Source organism: Paenibacillus sp. FSL R5-0517, from assembly GCF_037974355.1.
GTDB lineage: Bacteria > Bacillota > Bacilli > Paenibacillales > Paenibacillaceae > Paenibacillus.
The window spans coordinates 6,190,544-6,210,154 of the sequence record NZ_CP150235.1; the positions used below are offsets into that span (position 1 = coordinate 6,190,544).

At 43.0% G+C, this 19,611-nt stretch carries 9 protein-coding genes; all 9 read right to left on the bottom strand.

The annotated features are described in order from the left end of the window. Window positions 1-87: 87 nt before the first annotated feature. The 9 genes from MKX40_RS27755 to MKX40_RS27795 all read right to left on the bottom strand — a co-directional run bounded on the left by MKX40_RS27755 (window position 88) and on the right by MKX40_RS27795 (window position 19,409). Window positions 88-3,870 (bottom strand): S-layer homology domain-containing protein, encoded by a 3,783-nt coding sequence (locus tag MKX40_RS27755; protein ID WP_339238158.1) that lies wholly within the window; start codon window positions 3,868-3,870, stop codon window positions 88-90. 217 nt (window positions 3,871-4,087) lie between these two features. Then, window positions 4,088-5,290: a methionine adenosyltransferase gene (metK, locus tag MKX40_RS27760; protein ID WP_339238160.1), complete on the bottom strand. Its 1,203-nt coding sequence runs from the start codon at window positions 5,288-5,290 to the stop codon at window positions 4,088-4,090. Window positions 5,291-5,545: 255 nt separating this feature from the next. Next, window positions 5,546-5,818: an alpha/beta-type small acid-soluble spore protein gene (locus MKX40_RS27765; protein WP_339238161.1), complete on the bottom strand. Its 273-nt coding sequence runs from the start codon at window positions 5,816-5,818 to the stop codon at window positions 5,546-5,548. Window positions 5,819-5,965: 147 nt separating this feature from the next. After that, window positions 5,966-6,559 (bottom strand): hypothetical protein, encoded by a 594-nt coding sequence (locus MKX40_RS27770; protein WP_339238163.1) that lies wholly within the window; start codon window positions 6,557-6,559, stop codon window positions 5,966-5,968. Between the two features lie 135 nt (window positions 6,560-6,694). After that, the gene (locus MKX40_RS27775; RefSeq protein ID WP_339238165.1) at window positions 6,695-9,343 is read right to left on the bottom strand and encodes a hypothetical protein; all 2,649 of its coding nucleotides are present in this window, start codon (window positions 9,341-9,343) and stop codon (window positions 6,695-6,697) included. A gap of 131 nt (window positions 9,344-9,474) precedes the next feature. After that, window positions 9,475-13,095: an S-layer homology domain-containing protein gene (locus tag MKX40_RS27780; RefSeq protein ID WP_339238167.1), complete on the bottom strand. Its 3,621-nt coding sequence runs from the start codon at window positions 13,093-13,095 to the stop codon at window positions 9,475-9,477. A 519-nt stretch (window positions 13,096-13,614) separates the two neighbouring features. Next, a complete protein-coding gene (locus tag MKX40_RS27785; protein WP_036612519.1) occupies window positions 13,615-13,956 on the bottom strand; it encodes a hypothetical protein in 342 nt (113 codons plus the stop codon). A gap of 206 nt (window positions 13,957-14,162) precedes the next feature. Further along, a complete protein-coding gene (locus MKX40_RS27790) occupies window positions 14,163-18,116 on the bottom strand; it encodes an S-layer homology domain-containing protein (RefSeq protein ID WP_339238169.1) in 3,954 nt (1,317 codons plus the stop codon). Between the two features lie 165 nt (window positions 18,117-18,281). After that, entirely contained in the window at window positions 18,282-19,409 is a 1,128-nt protein-coding gene (locus tag MKX40_RS27795) for an MraY family glycosyltransferase (protein ID WP_339238171.1), read from the bottom strand. Between the last annotated feature and the right edge of the window lie 202 nt (window positions 19,410-19,611).

Sequence of the window (19,611 nt, forward strand, 5' to 3'; positions counted from 1 at the left end):
TTTTATAATATAAAAAAGCGAAACCAACCAGTTGAACATATTCCCCTGATCGATTTCGCTTCAATAAGATAAAAGAACTACTTACTACTATAGATATCCTAACTTGTCCAAAACTCGTTTTAACATGACTGCTGCCTGTGCACGAGTTGCATTTCCCTGAGGTTCGAATGTTCTGGCTGTCATGCCTTGAATGATTCCCTCCTGAACCGCTTTGGCAACAGAATCCTTGGACTGGATTTTGTTACTGTCCTTGAACTTGGATAGAGTGGAAGCAGCCGAAGATTGCAGCGAAACAGTCTTGCCTCCGTACTTCATAGCCCGCACCATCATAAGTGCCATCTGCTCACGCGTGATGGGGCGATCCGGCTTAAACGTACCATCGGTATTTCCAGTAATGATGCCCGCTTCAGCTGCAGCACCGATATAGGCACTTGTCACACTACCGCTACGTACATCCTGGAAACGACTTGCTGCGGTCGGTTCTCCATTCAGTCCAAGACCTCTAGCGACCAATTCAGCAAATTCTGCACGTGTAATGTTCTCATTCGGTCGGTAGAAGCTACCCGTAGGTGTGTTAATAATCCATTTGGCAGAGAGCTCCTTAATGACCTCACTAGCCCAGTGTGACGCTGTATCCGGATAACTAACGATGTTGTTAACAGGGACTACCGACTGATTGCCATTCAGTTGTCCTCGGACAACTACACCACCTGTCGTATTTTTAAAGGAACTAGGTACATTCGATAACCTAAATGTAACTGGATCGATATACGTAAATCCGGATGTTACACTTGGGGTATTGGCAGCCAATTGCATGGCCAGTTGGCTTTTGACATTCTGATCTACACGTTGATCGCTCGTTCCATTACCGGCATACAAATATACATCCGTATAATTGCCAAGCTTCTGCGCTCCTGCACCTGCAATCAAGCCTTCCATCGTCCCCGATGAAGATACTGGTACCGTCTCTAACTGAACGTATAAGGATGGAACTGCTGCTCCTGTCGTTGTACTTGTGTTTGACGTTCCTACACTCCGACTCATAGCCGCCATATCTAGATTAGACAGTGGCACCGTCCAGAGGAGATCGCCATATTTCACACCTATAGTGCCTGTGCGATAACTTGCAGCAATCTGAGTCAGTGCATTTAATGGGAACCCAACATACGCAGCCGATTCACTATCCGGAATCTCGAATACCACCGGCTGAGTCAATTTCCCGTTTGCTCCAGCGTATTCAAAGGACTGAATCAACTTGGTTGCATCCACGTTGAATTGACGAGTCGGGCGATTAAAGTGGGACATCGCAGATACAGCAGAAGCCGTAGTATTATTCATCACAAGTAAAGACTGACCATAGCTTGATGCATCCAATTCGGCCAACCAGGAAGGACGGTTTCCCGACTGATTATTGTTCGAACTATTATTCGTCTGTTGCAACGTAAGTGGACCAAATGCTGTTATCGTGACATTCGACGCATCCCGCAACGGCACTGCCCCAGGTACATAACTCACCGTTCCCGTCTGAGTAGCTGTCGATGTTACTGCTGAAGTATCCACTTTCAACGTCACCACAGAGCCAGAAGCTAAAGCAGACAATACAGTTGTGGTTGAATTACCAATCACTACACTGAACTGAGATGCTGTTAGTGCAGTCTGGGACTGGATTGAATCACGGAAATTAATCTGAACCGTGTCTCCCTGAAGCGTAGCCGACAGGATTTTGCCATTCCCATATGTGTACGTTACTGGAGTCAGATTGAGATATCCTGCTGGATTATTGTTCAGGTCCGTTAATCGCAAGGCTCCAGGTACATAGGATAACGATATATTTTGTGTATCCTTCACCGCTGAAGCCAGCGTTAACGTGACCAGATCATTTTCGATCTCAGAATCATTAACGAAGACTGGCTTGCCATCAACCAGAACAGAATATTGGCTGTTGAGCGGTTTATTTGTCGTGTTCAGTGGTTCATTGTAACGCACCCATAACTTGTTACCACTCACCTCAGCACTCTTGAACTCAGGTGGTTTGGTATCGATGGAATTGCGGACATAGAAGCCGCTAAATCCAGCAAGAGCCTGTCCACGTGTATCTTTTACAGGCCAAGAACCTGGCGTGTAAGCAACACGAACGACTTCACCATCCATAATGGACCGACTGAGGTTCAATGTCACGACTGAGCTGCCATTGATCGATATGTTATTGATACCTACAGCCGACTGATCCGCAGTTACGCTGAACTGTCTCGCAGCATCACTTGAAGTGATATATACCGTCTCAGGGTAGTACAACGTAATTGTACTGTAATATACGTTTCCTTCTCGCGGCTTGGACATAACAGAATCTAAACCGTTCTCCACATCTCGTGCGCCAAAAGCAGCCGCAGCATTGGAAGATTGATCTGTAAGACGATTACCTGTTGTACCGGGTGTATATGAAATTCGCACAACTTGTCCTACCGCTACACCCGTATCCAAGACCACATATACACTGTCACCTGAAATATAAGTGGAGCTGACATTCCTCTTTTCACCATTTACAGTGACAGCATACGTACTACTCAGCGAATTAGTGCTGTACAGCCACTCATCATATGTTAGGCGAATGGTGTTATTGCTATGCATCTTAGCATTCTTCAACACAGGTGCAGTTGTATCTGCACTTAATGTTTTAAAGGCCCATGATGTAGACCCATTAAGACCTGTAAATGTATTTCCTGCTTTATCACGAAACGCATTGGCTGGGATGTCTACCACGTAATTTGTGTTGCTATCCAATGCGTTGGTAGGTGTAATCAGCAATTGTCTATTGTTTGAACTATTTATGACTGTCTTAGATGAAACAGTTGCTCCATTTGATTTTTTGAGCGTTACATTCTGAATGTAATTCGTATCAAGTTCCTTGTTGAATGTAACTGTTAAATTTCCCGTTAATGGTGCATTGGTAGTACCGTTTGCGGGAGATACAGTAGATACCATAAGAGACGTCGGATCGGATATGACATTGAATCCCCAAACATTCCCATTAATTGCACTGATATCATTCTCATTGCTATCTCGCAAATAACCTTCTGGCATTACGATGTAATATGTAGTGTTGTTGTTCCAGTTATTCGTGGGAACGATCGTAATCGTATTGGTTCCAAAACCTGTAATTCGAGGTGCTCCTGCGTTTACTGGAATCTGCTCAAATACTGTACCACCAACTCTTCCCTGATAAATAATGAGATTGCCTCTACCTGCGGTTACCGGCTTATCGAACGTCATTACTACCTTGGTTGAAAGGGATACCATTGCTGCGTTATCAGGAACTCTACTCACAAGGGAAGTTGAGCCTAGTCCCAGCGTACTGAAGGTCCACTCTTTGTTAGTCAGTCCCGGAAATGCAGTATTGTCTGCGTAAACAAATGATTTATTATCTATCTCTACATAGTATGTTGCTCCCGGTAGAGTCTTTCCCAGTGTAATCGTCACTCGTAGGCCAGTAGCTGGTACAGGTGTATTGTCTCCCGCATCGGGTGTCGTAGGGTCTGTAATCGGTGGTGTGGGATCAATCACAACTTGGTCACTGGATACCAGCACCGAACCCATCGTTGTATTGTCATCCAAACGTTTAATCACGATTGAACTTTGTGTACCAGTTGCCTTCTGAACAGGTTTATCAAAATCAATAACGAATGGAACTGAACTATCCACATTCGTTCCTTTCACAGCAGGAACAGTATTCGTTATTCCATTTGCACTTAATGCGTGTGCCGCATATGCTTCCCGCTCAACTCCACTCCAACCCGTAAGCCAGCCTTGAGCAGTTAGCATGACGATCAAGAGTCCAAGTATGCCTTTTCTTGCGATTCTCTTCGATTTCACTGATCTTCCCCCTTATCTAAATTTCTTCTCTTGTCTGATGTACAGACCTCATTATGTATTTCGGTTAGAGAAGGGATTTCATTTAGTTATTTGGGTATATATTCCATATTTTTTCCTTTGTCCATGCAAGCAGTAAAATCGATGGAAGCACAAAAAAGCCCTTAATTCCTGAACGGAATCAAGGGCCTCATTGAATGATCCACATAATGTTAGCTAATTACAGACCTGCTTGAGCTTTCAAATGGTCTACTTTGTCCACTTGCTCCCAAGGTACATCCAGATCTGTACGACCGAAGTGACCGTAAGCAGCAGTTTGTTTGTAGATTGGGCGACGCAGATCCAGCATACGAATGATGCCAGCCGGACGAAGATCGAAGTTGTTGCGCACAAGCTCAACCAATTTCTCTTCGCTGACTTTGCCAGTACCGTATGTATCCACGTTGATGGATACAGGGTTGGCTACACCAATCGCATAAGCGAGCTGGATTTCCACTTTGTCTGCAAGTCCCGCAGCTACAAGGTTTTTCGCTACGTAACGAGCCGCATAGGCTGCGGAACGGTCTACTTTTGTCGGATCTTTACCAGAGAACGCACCACCGCCGTGACGTGCATAACCGCCGTAAGTATCTACGATGATTTTACGTCCAGTGAGGCCTGCATCTCCCTGAGGTCCGCCAATAACGAAACGTCCTGTTGGGTTGATAAAATATTTAGTCTGCTCATCCAGCAATTCCGCTGGAACGACAGGCAAGATGACATGTTCTTTAATGTCTTTTTGGATCTGTTCCAGTGTAGTCTCTTCAGCGTGCTGAGTAGACACAACGATGGTATCCACACGTACCGGCTTGTCACCGTCGTATTCAATCGTTACTTGCGTTTTACCATCCGGACGAAGATATTCCAACGTACCATTCTTACGCACTTCCGCCAGACGGCGTGCGATACGGTGGGATAATGCGATTGGCAAAGGCATAAGTTCTGGTGTCTCGTTCGTTGCAAAACCGAACATCAGACCTTGGTCACCTGCACCAATGTTTTCTGTTTCACGAGCGACTTGTTCTGGGTCACGATTCTCAAGCGCTGCGTTAACGCCTTGGGCAATATCAGCAGACTGCTCATTCAGAGAAGTCAGAACTGCACAAGTGTTATAATCAAAACCGAACTTGGCACGTGTGTAGCCAATATCCTTAATTGTATTACGAACGATGGACGGAATGTCCACGTATTCAGAAGCTGAACTGATTTCACCGATGACAAGCACTAAGCCTGTGGCTACGGAAACTTCGCAAGCTACACGAGCATTGGGGTCGTTTGCAAGAAACGCGTCCAATACGGCGTCTGAGATCTGATCGCAGATTTTATCCGGATGTCCTTCAGTTACAGACTCCGATGTAAATAGATGCCGGCCTTTAACAGACATGAAGTTTCAACCTCCCATAACTAGTAGTATGGCGATTGCCCGAACAAAACATGACAGCGATTCGTTCACTGTACCCTCGAAGCTTTCCAACATGGAATAAGGACCCTGGGTCCGCAGTTACGAAGATAAGGATTTTTCAGGTAATTGCCTCAAACGAAAATCAACCTTTCCCTAGTGGAAAAGGTTGCATACCTCAAATGCCATCTTAACGTATTTGTCAAGACGTGTCAAACGAATTGGGGTAAGGAAAAAGCCTTATAAGTGCTGCTCTGCCTGACGAATTAGCCTTTTGGTGATCTCTCCACCAACCGATCCATTCTCGCGGGAAGTCAGATGTCCCCACCCTTTGTATTGCCCATAAGAGTGATCACTTACTTCACCCAGTTCAGATCCAAATTCTGTATCCGCACCAGCCAAACCTCTGCCACCATACCCCACTTTGAGACCAAATTCTGCAGCAATCTCATACTTCATCTGATCCAGCATTTGACGACTTTCGGGTACCACTTTGCGGTTGCTTCTAGCCATGTTCCTGCACCTCCAGTAATTAATTATCAACAGTTATAGAGTGAGCAGGAACAAGGCTTGCTAGCCGTATTAATGTTTGTTAGAACTGGGTAATCTGAGCAAATGAAATGTATGAATAATGAATAATTCCTTTAACAGAAGCAAAACCTATTTCAAAGTATATCCACCACGAACCATTACGGTTAGGCTGTATTTGTTGCCTTCCAATACCGTGATCCCCCGTCCATCCCTTGGAAAAGAGAGCAGGTGATTGGTCGGCGCTGCCTGTCCATTCGTCAGGTCAATCCCGTCCGTCAGATCCGCTACACCATTCGTACCTTCACTGACGATCACAGCTTTGCCACTACGTACAATGAACTCCGCGCCAGACTTGCCGATCAGCTGTTGACCCGGCTTCACGGTAACAATCTCAACGGCATCAGAAGCGCCTGAGACCAGTGGAGGAAGGGAAGTGTCACCACCTGAGCTACCGGAGTTCCCAGTTCCTGTAGAGCCTGTATTGTTACCATTTCCTGCATTGCTGTCTGTTCCCGTACTGGTACCACCGCCTCCAGTCGGGATCTTACCGCCCAAAGCTTGTTGGATCTGCTGATCTACGTAACTCTTCGTTACAACTGGATCATCCGCTGTACCTGGTTGGCTGGTCCCTGCTCCAATGGCTGTATTGCTGTATACCGACCCAACCCACACGCCAACACCAATGGCCAGCGCAGCGAGAGATACTTTCATATAAGGTTTCATGTGAATCATTTTCCTCCTCTGGTAATCTATTAACTTTAACTATAGAGAATAAATAGACATGCGACAAGCAAAACCTCGCTTCCGCAGATGGGGAAGCGAGGTCTTAGCTTTAAAATATCTTAATTTTCGTACAAGTTACCGATTATTATTGGGATTATTAGAACCCTCTTCCGGGAACTCAGGTATGATAGGTTCTTCTTTAGGCAGTTTGGACACATCGTAACTATAACCTTGTTCTGCAAGGCGTAGGCGTTGTCCCTCGAACACATCATACAAGGCTACGCGATATGAGCCACCACGTATTTTGTCAAATACGGTGTCATCAATACTCCAGTTGAGCGTCTGGTTGATGCCTGTCTTCAGATCGGTTCCTGGTGTGATCTCTTTATCAAACACTTTTCCTGACCCATCGGTTAGAGATAGAACAAGCTTGTGTCCATACTCTCCACTATCCACGGCTTCCTCCTGTGTTAAGGAGTAGATCATCTCAATCTGTACTGCCGTTCCACCTGTAAGGTAAGCTTTGATATTGCTGCCCGAGAATTTGAACGGATACAAGTCTATGTCATTCAGAGATGATAGAACAGATAATGATTTCGGTTGCACCTCGAATGACATGGCATTAACATAAGCCGTCGCCTCGCCTTCACCCGTGACAAACTTGTTGTCAGCAACGCCTTCACCTACAATCAGACGCATATCAGATAATGTTTTTACACTTTTCGGTACTTTAGCCCAGAACGTCACAATACTCTTCTGACCTGGTCCCGGTACACGGTTTGCCTGCTTGGCTGTTGCTTTGTAATATTGACCATCTGCTGTTTTGTAGTATCCTACCAACTTCGCAAGGCCACTCTGACGCAGAGACTTATTCGTCATCTCGAATTCGGTATATACAATATCGGACGAAGATCCCGGATACACATACGTTCTGCGTATGCCCAGCTCTGTTTCTTTATCAGAAGTTCCTTGGGTATAAGTCTTCCCTTCGCCTACATAAGAGAGGGGCTGAATTAACCCAGACGTGCTAAGAGTAATCCAATCATTCTTTTCTTCCTCACTTACTTTCTCCAGCAACGTCAATTCCAGACGACTCATGTTAAGTTCAGATGGAATCTTCGTAAGGAGATAAGCTTCCATGACCATCCCCGAACCGAGCAACTTGCCGCCTTGCGCGCTAATCAGCTTCGTATCTCCATCAATTCTAGCGGAATCAATGGTGAACATCGCTTCCAGCTCAGGCAATTGGACCGTTTTGGCTGAAGCATTACGAATGGTGACCTTGGCAGCAATAATATCACTGTCTGTCCAAGGAAGCCGTTGCAAGGAGCCTACAGATACACCGAATGTACCTTTACTATTCTTAATTACCGTTTCTGTCGTAAGCCCATCTCCACTTGTTACGGACTCAGGAATAGCATAGATGCCAACCGGATAGGAGAACTCAAAGCCACTCGTGCCTCCACCAGACGTTTCCCCTTCTTTGCTCTCATCTTTGGTTGTAGGCGTCATGGCATATAGCTTGATCTTGCTAGTATCCCCATCTCCTTGAATCGTAGTGATCAGCTTGATCGTTTTAGTCGCACCTGGTTTCAGCTTCAGATCATCTAGCGCCTTCGTCTCGATCGGATAGGAAGTACCATCTTCTGTACGGATCTCTAATGCGTATTTGGGAACCTTAACTTCTTTTTTCCCTTGGTTCTTAATGACCCACTGCATCGTTAGATCGAACTCCTCATCCTCACCACGGACACGAGCAGATTCCAGAAGAGTCGATACAGATTGTCCATCAATCGAGATAATATTCGGTTGGTTCGCTGCTACATTTACATTGGTTTGACTGGCTTGAGGAAGCTGTAGCGCAGCTACCGGTAGAGCAGTCTTCTCTTCACCTTGTTCTTCCACTAGCAGTAATTCTGACTTCTCCAGTTTCAACGCTGTAGGCAATGAAGCCATTAAATTTAACGTTATGTTGGCCTGTGCCTGAATGCTGACACCTGTACTATCCTTATCCGGGGTCAACGGATAATTAGTACCACCGGGTGTACGTAGAATCCACTTGATGTTTGGATTATCCAACAGCTTGTAACTGATATTATTCAGGTTTACGCCAACTTTGACGTATTGCTTCTTATTCTCACCCGGATACACTTTAATACCAGAGACTTTAACCTTGACGGCTGAATCACTCAGACGAACCGTCTTTGTTTTACCTACAGGTGTAGTGATGCTATATGATGCGGGAACATTGAATTTCCCCAGTGTGCTTTCATAATTCGGTTTACTGAAATCCCATTTTACAATCAGGAAATTCAGATCACTTAATTTCACTTCACGTCCAACCTTCATAACGTATGTGAGATCCACCGTGGAACCCGGTGATACCGTCTTCTTCTCTTGATCCTTGGCGATCAGCTTTGGAGAGAAGCTTGTTCCACCTTTTGTTTTCACTTTGCTCCAATAATCAAGCATCATCATCGGTGTGCTGTCATTATTTTTATACGTCAGTGTATACGTCACCGTATTCCCGTCGTCTTGGGACAAGATATTAACGTCGGTTAGCTTCACGGTACTCCGCGCAGTTACTTTGACCGCAGGTACCTTAGCCAGTGTATGTACGACTTTGTTCGTGGTTGTTGTCTGTTGCTTCGTTGTTGTCGCGCCGTTATTGGTAGCAGGTTTACCTGAGTTAGCTGGTGTACTTGCGGCAGCTATTAAGCCTCCACTTGAACTGATGAATAACATACTAGTTATCAAAGTCGTTATGACCTTTTTATGATTCACTTCCAAACCTCCCATAAGTTGCTTGTTGCTTTATAGTATAAACGTTTGAGAGAAAGAGAAAGTTACGATGTTGTTGTATAAAAGAAAAAAAGCTTACCCAGATGGGTAAGCTTTTTTACAACTCACTGCTATTAGTTAGCAGAAGTTTTGATGGAGATTGTTTTGCTTGGTGCAGCAATATCTGCTGTAAATGTTACTACTGAAGCAGTGTTAGTTACTGTGTAACCAGTCAGTTCAGCAGCAAATGCATCTTTGATCTTAGCAGCAATAGCATCTGTAGAATCAGCAACCAAAACATCAATTTTCACTTCTTTTGTAATTGTTCCATCTGTGAATGTCACAGTGTTGCTTCCATTTCTGTCGGCTTTATGATTCACAGTGATGCTAACTTGTTGTGTAGCAGCAACCACTGGCGCTTTACCTTCAGTCGTTGTTCGTGCAGAACCAGACAATGCAGCACCAGTCACAGTAGCACCAATTGGTTTGCTTGCAGCTTCAGTTCTAGCTGTGAATACAACTTTTGCACCGTTGCTAGTTACAACGTAATTAGTTGTCAATGCAGTAGCAAATTCACCAGCAACATCGGTAGCAATATCAGCCAGTGTCTCACCAGTAGCTACGGTATGAGTTACACTTTTAGCAGCACCGTCATTGAATACTACAACCACATCATCACCAACAGTTGGTGTTCCTGTCAGAGTCAATTCTGCTACTTGTTTTGCACCATTGTCTTGAACAGCGCCTTCTCTAACAGTTGAAACTGCACTAGTAGTAACACCTGTTGGTGAAGTTACATTAGCGGATGTTCTGAATGCATCCGATTTAGCAGCAAACTTACCATCAGTAGTGCGAATAAATGTTGCATTGTCTTTCACACTAACAATATATTCAATATTGCTAGGGTTGGAATAAGTGTCTTTAATAGTGATTTCAACTGTACTACCTACAACTTCCGCTGTGTAATCAGTTACAGGCACCAATGCATCGCTATCAGACGCTTTGTCAGCACGTTTAACCAAAAGGTTTGCTGCCACACCAGCAGGATCTACTGTGTCATCAAGAGCTACAGTAAATGGAAGTACAATTACTCTGTCATTTTGTGAAAGAGTATCACCGGAATTAAGTTTAACTCGTGGAGCTACTGTTCCAGTAGTAGTCAACTGAACTCCAGCAATTTTATGACCAGCATAAGTTTGAATGCTGTTATTGTTCAAAATGTTAACATTAGTGCTGTTAGCAAGATCTGCTGATGTTTTCAGCGTCACCTTGTTATTGTCAATTGATACAGAGTTCACAGTGTTATTGCCAGATACAGTGAAATCATTCACAGAAGCTTGAGCAATCGCTTTGTTGAAAGTCAACTCGATTGTTCTTGCATCTTTTTGTTCTGCTGTAGGTGTAGAAATAATTGACTCATCCAAAGTACCGGACTCAATCCAAGATGTTGCTTGACCTGTTTTAGATTTCAAACCAGCGATGCTAACTTCTTGAACAGATCCTGGGAACGAAACAAGTGTTCCTTCGATGTATTGTGGGAATACCAGAACAACAGATTTACCATTGTTAGCTACATTCACTTGTACATCAGTTGGAAGAGAAATGTTTTGTGCTACAGAAGATCCGGATTTCACAAATTTCACATAATAGTTAGCACGATTGTTCAACGTAGCGAGATCAATTTCTCTGTCGAATGTAAGTGCAACTTTACGCTCCGAACGATTAACATCTACGCCGCCAAAGTCTGCCAGTTTAGGAGCAGCACTATCACTTGCCAAGAAAGTACCTTCATATGTTACCAAAGTATTGTTCAAAGCTGTGAAGTCTTTAACGTCAGCTACTTTCAAGCTGTAAGAACCGGAAAGTTTGGAATAGAATGTAACGTTGAATACTTTGTTATCGTAACCTGGTTTTGCATAAACACTCTTAACCGGGATTACATCGTTACCTTTTTTAACAGTGAAGAATTTGATATTTGCAGCGTCAACAGCTTTGTCGAAACGAACTGTCAATTCATCAGTCACGTCACTACCATAAGTTGCGTCTACTACTTTAGGTTGAACAAGGTCAACTGTAGCAGTAACTTTATGTTCTTTAGTAGCATTTGCATTACCGGAGTAGTCTTTCACATCAACAAACAAGTTTGTTTCGTAACCTGGAAGACGGTTAGCAGTGAAGTCTACTTCGTATACATTACCAGAGATTTGTGTAGCTTTACCAGTTTTCTTAGTTGTACCAGACAACCAGTAGAAGCTTTCATTAGTTACAGAGTTTGGATCTACTTCTTCATCGAAAGTAACAGTTACTTTTTCCAAAGTAGCAGAAATTTCAGTCACTTTAGGACCTTCAGTGTCAACTGCTGCTGTGAAGTCAGATGTTGCCGCCAAAGATTTCAGGCCAGCATAATCTTCAACCAAAGAAGTCGTCAACTTGTGATCTCCAGCAGCGATTGTTCCTGTGTAGTCACGCAGGATTACTTCACGCTCATTAGCACCCAAAGTTACAGATCCAACAAATGCTTTATCATCCAATTGGAAGTTGCTGCTTGTCGGTGTTTTGATTGGCTCAGAGAAAGTAACTTTAATTGCTTTTGTTCCCAGAGCTTTAACTTCTGATACTGTAGGAAGAACGTTGTCTGCAGATGTGAAGGAAACTTCACCTTGTGGTACTACAGTACCAGTAGAAGATTTCACGCTTTTCACAGATACTTTATAAGTTGTTCCTTGTGTGAATGCACCAGCAGAAGTTGTATCCAACAAGATGCGAGCTGTTTTACCATCTTCCAACAAAGTTACAGATTTAACTTTACGGGAGTTGTTATCAACAGTGTAGTTGTTTTTGTCAGTTGCAGTAGCTTTGTCTACTTTACCGTCAAAAGCAACGTCAACTTCTTTCAAGTTAACAGAAGAAGCGGATTGTACTTTAGTTGCAGCTTCTACAACATAAGTAACTTTTTCAGTGAAGTTCTTATCTTTGTAAGTAAATTTCACTTCAGTTTCTTTGTTAGCTTCAAGTGCTTTATCCAAAGTAACTTTTACAGTTTCGCCGTCGCTGATTTTGAATTCAACAACTTTTCCACCTTCAGTTACTGTGTAAGAAGATACTTTCAAGCTTTGCGCTTGGTCAATTGAGTAAGCAGCGCCTACAAGCAATTCACGGGAAGCGTTAGCTGTGAAGTTAGTGTTCGCATCAACCAAACCAGCGTTGATTGCTGCTTGAACATAACCTTTAGCCCAAGCTGGAGCAGTGTTGTTTGTTTCAGCTGGGATTTCAAGATCCAATGCACGAGTCAGGATTGTAGCCATCTCGGACACAGTCACTTTACCGTTGAAGTCGAAGATTTTCTTCTCAACGTTTTTACCTTCCATGATACCAGCAGCAGTTACTGCTTCGATGTAAGGTACAGCCCAGTTTTTAGCTGTGTAGTTTTTGTCAGTGTAAGAAAGAGTTCCAGTGATCTCTTTCAGACCCAGCAATTTAGTGATAACTTTTGCAAACTCAGCGCGAGTCATGTCTTTGTCAAGACCTGCTGTACCATCCGGATAACCGTTGAAGATACCTTTTGCTTTCAATGCATCAAACTGTTGTTGCGGGGAAACTGCTGTGTCACCGAATGCTACAGATGCAAACATTGAGAATGCCATTGCTGTAGACAATGCTACGGATAAAATTTTCTTCATAACCTTTTTTTCTCCTCCTTGGGCGTTCATAACATTTGAATTTTCTTTTTTAATAGGGTCGCTCGTATTCCTCATATATTGTTGCACCCCCTTTCCAGAGTTGTGAGCAAGTTAATATAAATGATGTCTGTGAGCATATCACAGAAACTTGTAAACTAGGTTAGTAAAGCAGAATCACACGTAAATAGAGTAGTTTCCTAATCCTACCTTACGTATTATACAATGGGTCTCTCGTTGCGTAAAGCAATTTTTTCTAAAAAATAGACAAGATTCTTCACGAGGTCATTCTTGGTAACAGGCCCAATGTTTTCGACTCTACACTTTAAACGCAGTAGATTTCAAAAAGTTGCGGATTGCACAAAAAAAGTTTTGATTTTTTTTATGTATAGGTACAGTGCGGGTATTGAAGCTATTCAAAACCTTTTCAAACCGTTGATACAGCAGTGAATCTGAAAATGTGATCTCTGGTTTGTCTGTGCTACCAACGTTTATTTATACCCGCAACTTCAGCCCATGAAGCGACAAAATTCACAAAAAATAAAATAAAAAAGCACCCCTACTGGGATGCTCTCGGTGCAGTTCTGGAAATATAAGTTATTTAATCTTCATCGCGAGTTCGATAATTTGAGCACGCATATTGGGATCACTGTTCAATCTCAGATACATATCGTCAATTGGTTGTCTGTTCTCACGGTACGTTTTCTCATGCTTCATCGTCGTGTGAGACCATTCAATCAATTCATTCTCAGCCAGAACCAGATTGTTATACGCATCATGGAAGCCAGTGGACTGTACAAGCCCTTCCATAACTTCCTGAGAGATCTCCTGAGTCTTGCGTGTATCTTCCAACTTTTTCTCCAGAATGACTGCCTGCTTCTCAAACTGTGTCTTTGCCTTCATGTAGCCCAGCTGGGCTTTCGAATAAATCGGTTTCATTAGCTAACTTCACCCTCTAGATCATTGTGTATTTACCGTTATTGTATCTTAAACTCTAGCAAATTACAAAAATAGTTATTGGTAATAATTCTGTTTCTTCTATTATAAAAGTGTCCTATGTCCATTCATTGACAGCCATGAAAAGGACCTGCCCCTTTAGTGTAAGGGACAGGTCCTTCCTAAATAGATTCGATATTAAATAGAAATCAACTCAATGTTTTAGGGAATAGACCTGTGCTCTTTTTGAGCAATTCCACAGCAATCTTCGCTGCTTCTGCGCGAGTCATGTTCCCTTTTGGATTGAATTGGAATTGTGCTTTCTTAGATCCAGCCACTGTAACCGGACTTCCATCCATTATTTTGGCTTTGGTTACGGCTTGTATAGCTGGTCGTGCATAATATTCGATTGAACCAGAATCCAAAAATGACTTACCTAATGCTTGCGACAGTTTGTCGTCATTAGCAGCCAGTTTAGCATTCATGGCGCGGGCAATCATTACCGCGGCATCTTCTCTTGATATTGGTAACTGTGGCTGGAAGAAGCCGTCACTGCGTCCCGTAATGATACCTACACGTGCTGCAGTTTCAATAGCTTCATAGTTCCAAATCTCCGCTCCCGTACCTTTTCCTACATCACTGAAGGTCTGCTGTGTTGGCGTTGTAATTGGAATATTCATGCCTTTTACCAGCAACGTTGCGAACTCACCACGAGTTATACGATCATCTGCACCAAACGAGTTACTCTTCAATGGCTTCATCAGACCTTTGGCATACATGGCATTAAGGTAGTTTCTTGCCCAAGGATGGTTCGTAATATCCGCATAACTTCTACTTTGTTTCATTACTTTATAATAGCCAAACTCATCAAACGGAACAGTAATTGTATGCTTTTTCGTGTCTACTTTACCGCCAATAGGTACCCATGTACCTGCCTGTGTTTTGTCAGAAAGACGGAATACCGTAATTGTAGCACCAACATCATCCACAATAGACGGATCATAGTTCAAAATTAATGATCCTCGACTAGACGGTGTGAGAATACGCTCAGAAGCAAATGTAGAGAAGATCCCTTCCATACTGTAAGGAGTGAGACCATCCGTACCTGGTTTATAGCTACTATCACTTTTGCTACCCTGTTCACCGACTCCACCATTAATCCAGTAAATATCTGAGATTAAGGTAAAGTCACCTGTGTCCAGTGAAGATGCGAAATTCCCTGAGACAGCAAGCGGTATTTCAATTTTCGGTTTATTCTCTCCACCAATCTCGGTGTCATAACCATAATCATTGATCTTCTCTACAATCCCTTTTTTCGGTTCCGCAATACCAAACAACAGTTTGTTATTTGGATAAAACTTTGTTACACCGATTGAGTTTTGAGATTGTAACACAGTTCCTTTCGGGAAAGACAACTGCAAGTTTTTATTAAACGCCGTATATTTATTGGCAACCTTCGGAGCCATATACTCCGAATTTGTCGTTACTGCACTTGTATAGTAAATAGAGATCGTATCATTAATTTTCCCGCCTGGACGGGTAATTTCAATCTTCACTTTATTCTCTTTATCCGCCTTAAGATCTACATAATCAAGCACAAAACGATTGTTTAAGTCTGTACGTTTCTCAGCGATGTCTTTACCAATCTTCACTTGAGTTGCGCCTTCTGCTTCTATATCGAAGCGGACAAAGTTTTTATTAACAACGATCTGATCACCTACTGTAGGTTGTGGAGCTAAAATCCGATAAGATGCTGGCTCACGTACAATCTCGATTCTTTGAGTAGAACGAGCCCCTGTGCTGTTAATTAACTCAAGTGTATACACTTGTGTTCCAGGCGCATCAAATTTCAAGCCGCGAATCCGGCCAATAAATGCATCTTGATTACCCGCAAAGTCTGATCCGGTATAATCAGCCGTTCCGCCAGTATCTTTACTCTGAAGCACATTATCATTATTCAATGTTTGGCTGAAAATGACTTTTGATCCAAAGCTCAGATTTACATTTTGGGCCCCAGCACCTCTGAATACCAAGTCAAACTCTTTTTCACTCGTAACATATTTTTCATCTTTAAAGATAAAATCAGGAGTCACCGCAAAAATTCTGCTTAGCTTCTCTTGTGTGTAATTGCTAATTATTGAATTATCAAAAGACTCTCTGCTTGTTGGAATACGCGTTGGCATAAACGTAGATATGGTTGAATGATAAGTATCGATCACATTGATTTTCAGCAAGGTTGTAATTGTTTTGGGCCTTCCGCCCCCATCATCAACTACGGCACGAAGTTCAATCGTATTTTCTCCATAGTATATCGGACCATTCCGCTTGATCGGTAAGCTGAATTTGAATTTTTGAGTTTTTGGAAACTCGATTACAGGAATAGGTGTTGGAGGCTCAACATCTAAAGTAGGCCCCGTCACCAGTCCTGTGGCAGTCGTTGCAGTCAATTGACCATTCACAATCATCTCTGCTTTCAATGCAGTCAGATCTTTGAAGCCAAGCAATTCTCCCTCTACATTCACGTATTGCTTCCCTGCAGAGGAGTCAAACTCATAGGTTTCTCCTGTTTGCAAGCTTCCAACATAGATCGAACTGATCGTTGCATAGGTAACTTCAACGATTTTAGACAGCTCAGGCTCTGGCGCATCACTGAAGGAGAAGCGAAGTTGCTGCTTACCACTTGCAAGACCATTAATTTCATACACTTGTTGTTTATCAGTTAATCCTGAGACATTCGTAACTTTTGTCATATCCACCGTCTTAAGCCCTGATGGCAGATATGCTCCTTTAAGAACAGGCTCTGGCGTCTTATTAAGTGAGCTACTCGATTCTACGAGAATATACAGTTTATCCTCTTGTAATGTCGCGCCGTTAAGCGGTACTTTGGACGTAATTGCAGTTCCTGGTTTGAAGTTAGGCAGGTAGTACAGATTCGTGATGTCTTGTGAACCAGGCGAGTATAAATAACTGGTTGTATATTCTGCACTGAATTCACCCTGAGCTACCTTTACAGTAAGCGATTGATTCTTGCCTGCAGTCAAATCGTATACATCATTAGACGTAAATGATACTATTCGATATTTTACAGTTCTTCCGTCAGGCCCTGTAATCAACTTTTCATCATTAGCATTAATAATAACGTTGTAGGTCTGTCCTTGAACGGTCACTACACCTTCATCAGCGAATTTACCACTGCCTTCGGCATAAGGAATTAACACTTGTCCAGACAACTTTGCTGTGGTTTGGTTCGCTTCCGTAAATGTCGCCTTTTCGTTTCTACTCAGTACTGATTTTTTTTCAGTACCAATCTCTACCTGAAGATCTATAAATGGTTTAGTTTTATCAAAGTAATACACGATCCGTTCTGTTTCAATGCCGTTAGGCTGACCTTCAATTTTAAACTTCAGGATATTTTTGCCTGGCAGCAACTTAATCTGTGATGCAAAAAAACTGCCATCTGAAGTAACTGGTGGATCAACAGGCTCTGCACCATTCACTGAAAGCGAAACCTGTGTTGCATTTTTAACCGTTCCTTGGAAATCGACACGTTCGGTATCAACTACCGTCTCAGTTCCCTCATTCAAGTTGTAGCTTACACCACCACCTGGAACAGTTCGATCTGTATAAAGCACAAAATTCTCAATATAAGGAGCTGGATCATACATCACATAGAAGCTATCGGAGCTTTCTACAGAACTGTTACCCTGTGTTCCAATAAACGTAATCTTGTTAAAACCTGAAAATAGCGCAACATTATCTGCAGTAAAGCGATTACTTCCACTATCAGTAATAGCCGTTATGACAGAACGTGTCTCGTCTGGAATCCACTTTTTAAGAGTTCCTACTTCCACTAATTTCAGCTGTTCGACCTTTACCTTGAGACTAGAGCCACTGACCATTGCAAATGTACCTGTAATTGTCAACGATGAGGTAGGACTCTTGTACACCAAATCTCGGGATAGGAAATTGGAATTATCCTTCGATGGATCAAAAGTTAGCGAGAGTCTGGAGCTCTCCCGAATGGTTTGATCCGAAGGTGTGAAGTATGTGGAAAATGCGTCAGCTGCCGAAGCAACGGAACCACCGAATAGACCTTGTGGGAACAATGAGAACACCATGGTGACCAACATGATCCAGACCAACGGCCGTTTCTTTTGTTGCATTAAATATCATCTCTCCTCTTTTTAAGTCAGTTACCTTTATATATCGGCAAAAGGTTCCAATTATTTAGTAAAAATCTCAAAATAAACAAAAAACCTTATCCACGAGGGATAAGGTTGGGTCTGGAATAATATTCAAGAATAGCTATAGGCATTACATTTATCTATTTATGATTTCGAACGAGTCTCTGGGCTCATCTTGACGCGCATGCGCATCAGGAAGTTGATAACCGGTCTTCTCGTTTTGCTAACAAGCCCGATGACTTCTGCTCCTACCTGGAGGAAGAACATCATGATGCAGATGACCACAAATGTTACCCAGTTGGCTTCAAACATGGCAGCGGAAGATTGGATAATCGCCAAAACTCCGAAGAATGCGGCAATTCCGTATATGATCAGCACCGTCTGACGGTGACTGAATCCAAGTTCACGCAAGCAGTGATGCAGGTGACCCTTATCCGGTGAGAAAATCGGTTTCCGTTGTACCGCACGACGAATGATCGCAAAGAAAGTATCCGAGAGCGGCACGCCGATGATGATCAACGGTGTAATGAAGGACACGACAGCAATTTGTTTGAATCCGAGCATGGATAACATCGCCAGAGAGAAACCTAGGAATAGTGATCCCGTATCCCCCATGAAGATCTTGGCCGGGTGGAAGTTGAAGAACAGGAATCCGATAATACTACCCAACAGTACAAGACACATCAAGGCGATCATCATGTTACCCATCAGGAAGGACATCACGGCAATGGTACCAATCGCAATACCGGATACACCGGCAGCCAGACCATCCAGACCATCAATCAAGTTAATCGCATTGGTTACACCAACGATCCATAAGATCGTCAGCGGAATGGATACCCAAGCTTCGAGTGAAGAATAGGAATCCTGAAAAGGAATGTTAACGAAATCTACCCGGATATTAAATCCGAATACAACGACAGAAGCAGCAACGATCTGACCAAGCAACTTCACTTTGGCTGAGAGCTCAAACCGATCATCAAGTGCTCCAATCAATACGATAATGGTTCCACCAATCAGAAACGCACTGACAAAACTCATATCCCGAGTCGTGAACCATGCCGATACAAACGGAAGCAATGCAGCAACTGTAATAATAAAGGCCAGGAATATCCCCAGACCGCCAAGACGCGGCATGATCCGTGTGTGTACTTTACGTGCATTCGGCGTATCCATCGCGCCAATGCGGACTGCGAACTTTTTGACAAGCGGTGTCAGGGCAAGAGCCAGTCCCATTGACACGATAAATCCAATGATAAAGATCGCTACCATTTGAACATTCGACCCCCAATTATAATACCTGTACGAAATTATAAATCCCCTGATCTCTTTTTATATATAAAAATTATTGTTAGTCACTTTTGATGAAAAATGCCATTTGCACCAGAACGGAGAGGGCAAAAATAACCTGTAGAAGCGAAGCGTTCGCCTTTATCACGGGATTTCAACCTTGTAAAGGTTAGAAAAAGAAATC

What these genes read in the sequence shown, in the direction of transcription:
- metK (WP_339238160.1), bottom strand. Translation starts at nt 5,290, where the DNA reads ATGTCTGTTAAAGGCCGGCATCTATTTACATCGGAGTCTGTAACTGAA.
- MKX40_RS27785 (WP_036612519.1), bottom strand. Translation starts at nt 13,956, where the DNA reads ATGAAACCGATTTATTCGAAAGCCCAGCTGGGCTACATGAAGGCAAAG.
- MKX40_RS27770 (WP_339238163.1), bottom strand. Translation starts at nt 6,559, where the DNA reads ATGAAACCTTATATGAAAGTATCTCTCGCTGCGCTGGCCATTGGTGTT.
- MKX40_RS27795 (WP_339238171.1), bottom strand. Translation starts at nt 19,409, where the DNA reads ATGGTAGCGATCTTTATCATTGGATTTATCGTGTCAATGGGACTGGCT.
- MKX40_RS27765 (WP_339238161.1), bottom strand. Translation starts at nt 5,818, where the DNA reads ATGGCTAGAAGCAACCGCAAAGTGGTACCCGAAAGTCGTCAAATGCTG.
- MKX40_RS27780 (WP_339238167.1), bottom strand. Translation starts at nt 13,095, where the DNA reads ATGAGGAATACGAGCGACCCTATTAAAAAAGAAAATTCAAATGTTATG.
- MKX40_RS27790 (WP_339238169.1), bottom strand. Translation starts at nt 18,116, where the DNA reads ATGCAACAAAAGAAACGGCCGTTGGTCTGGATCATGTTGGTCACCATG.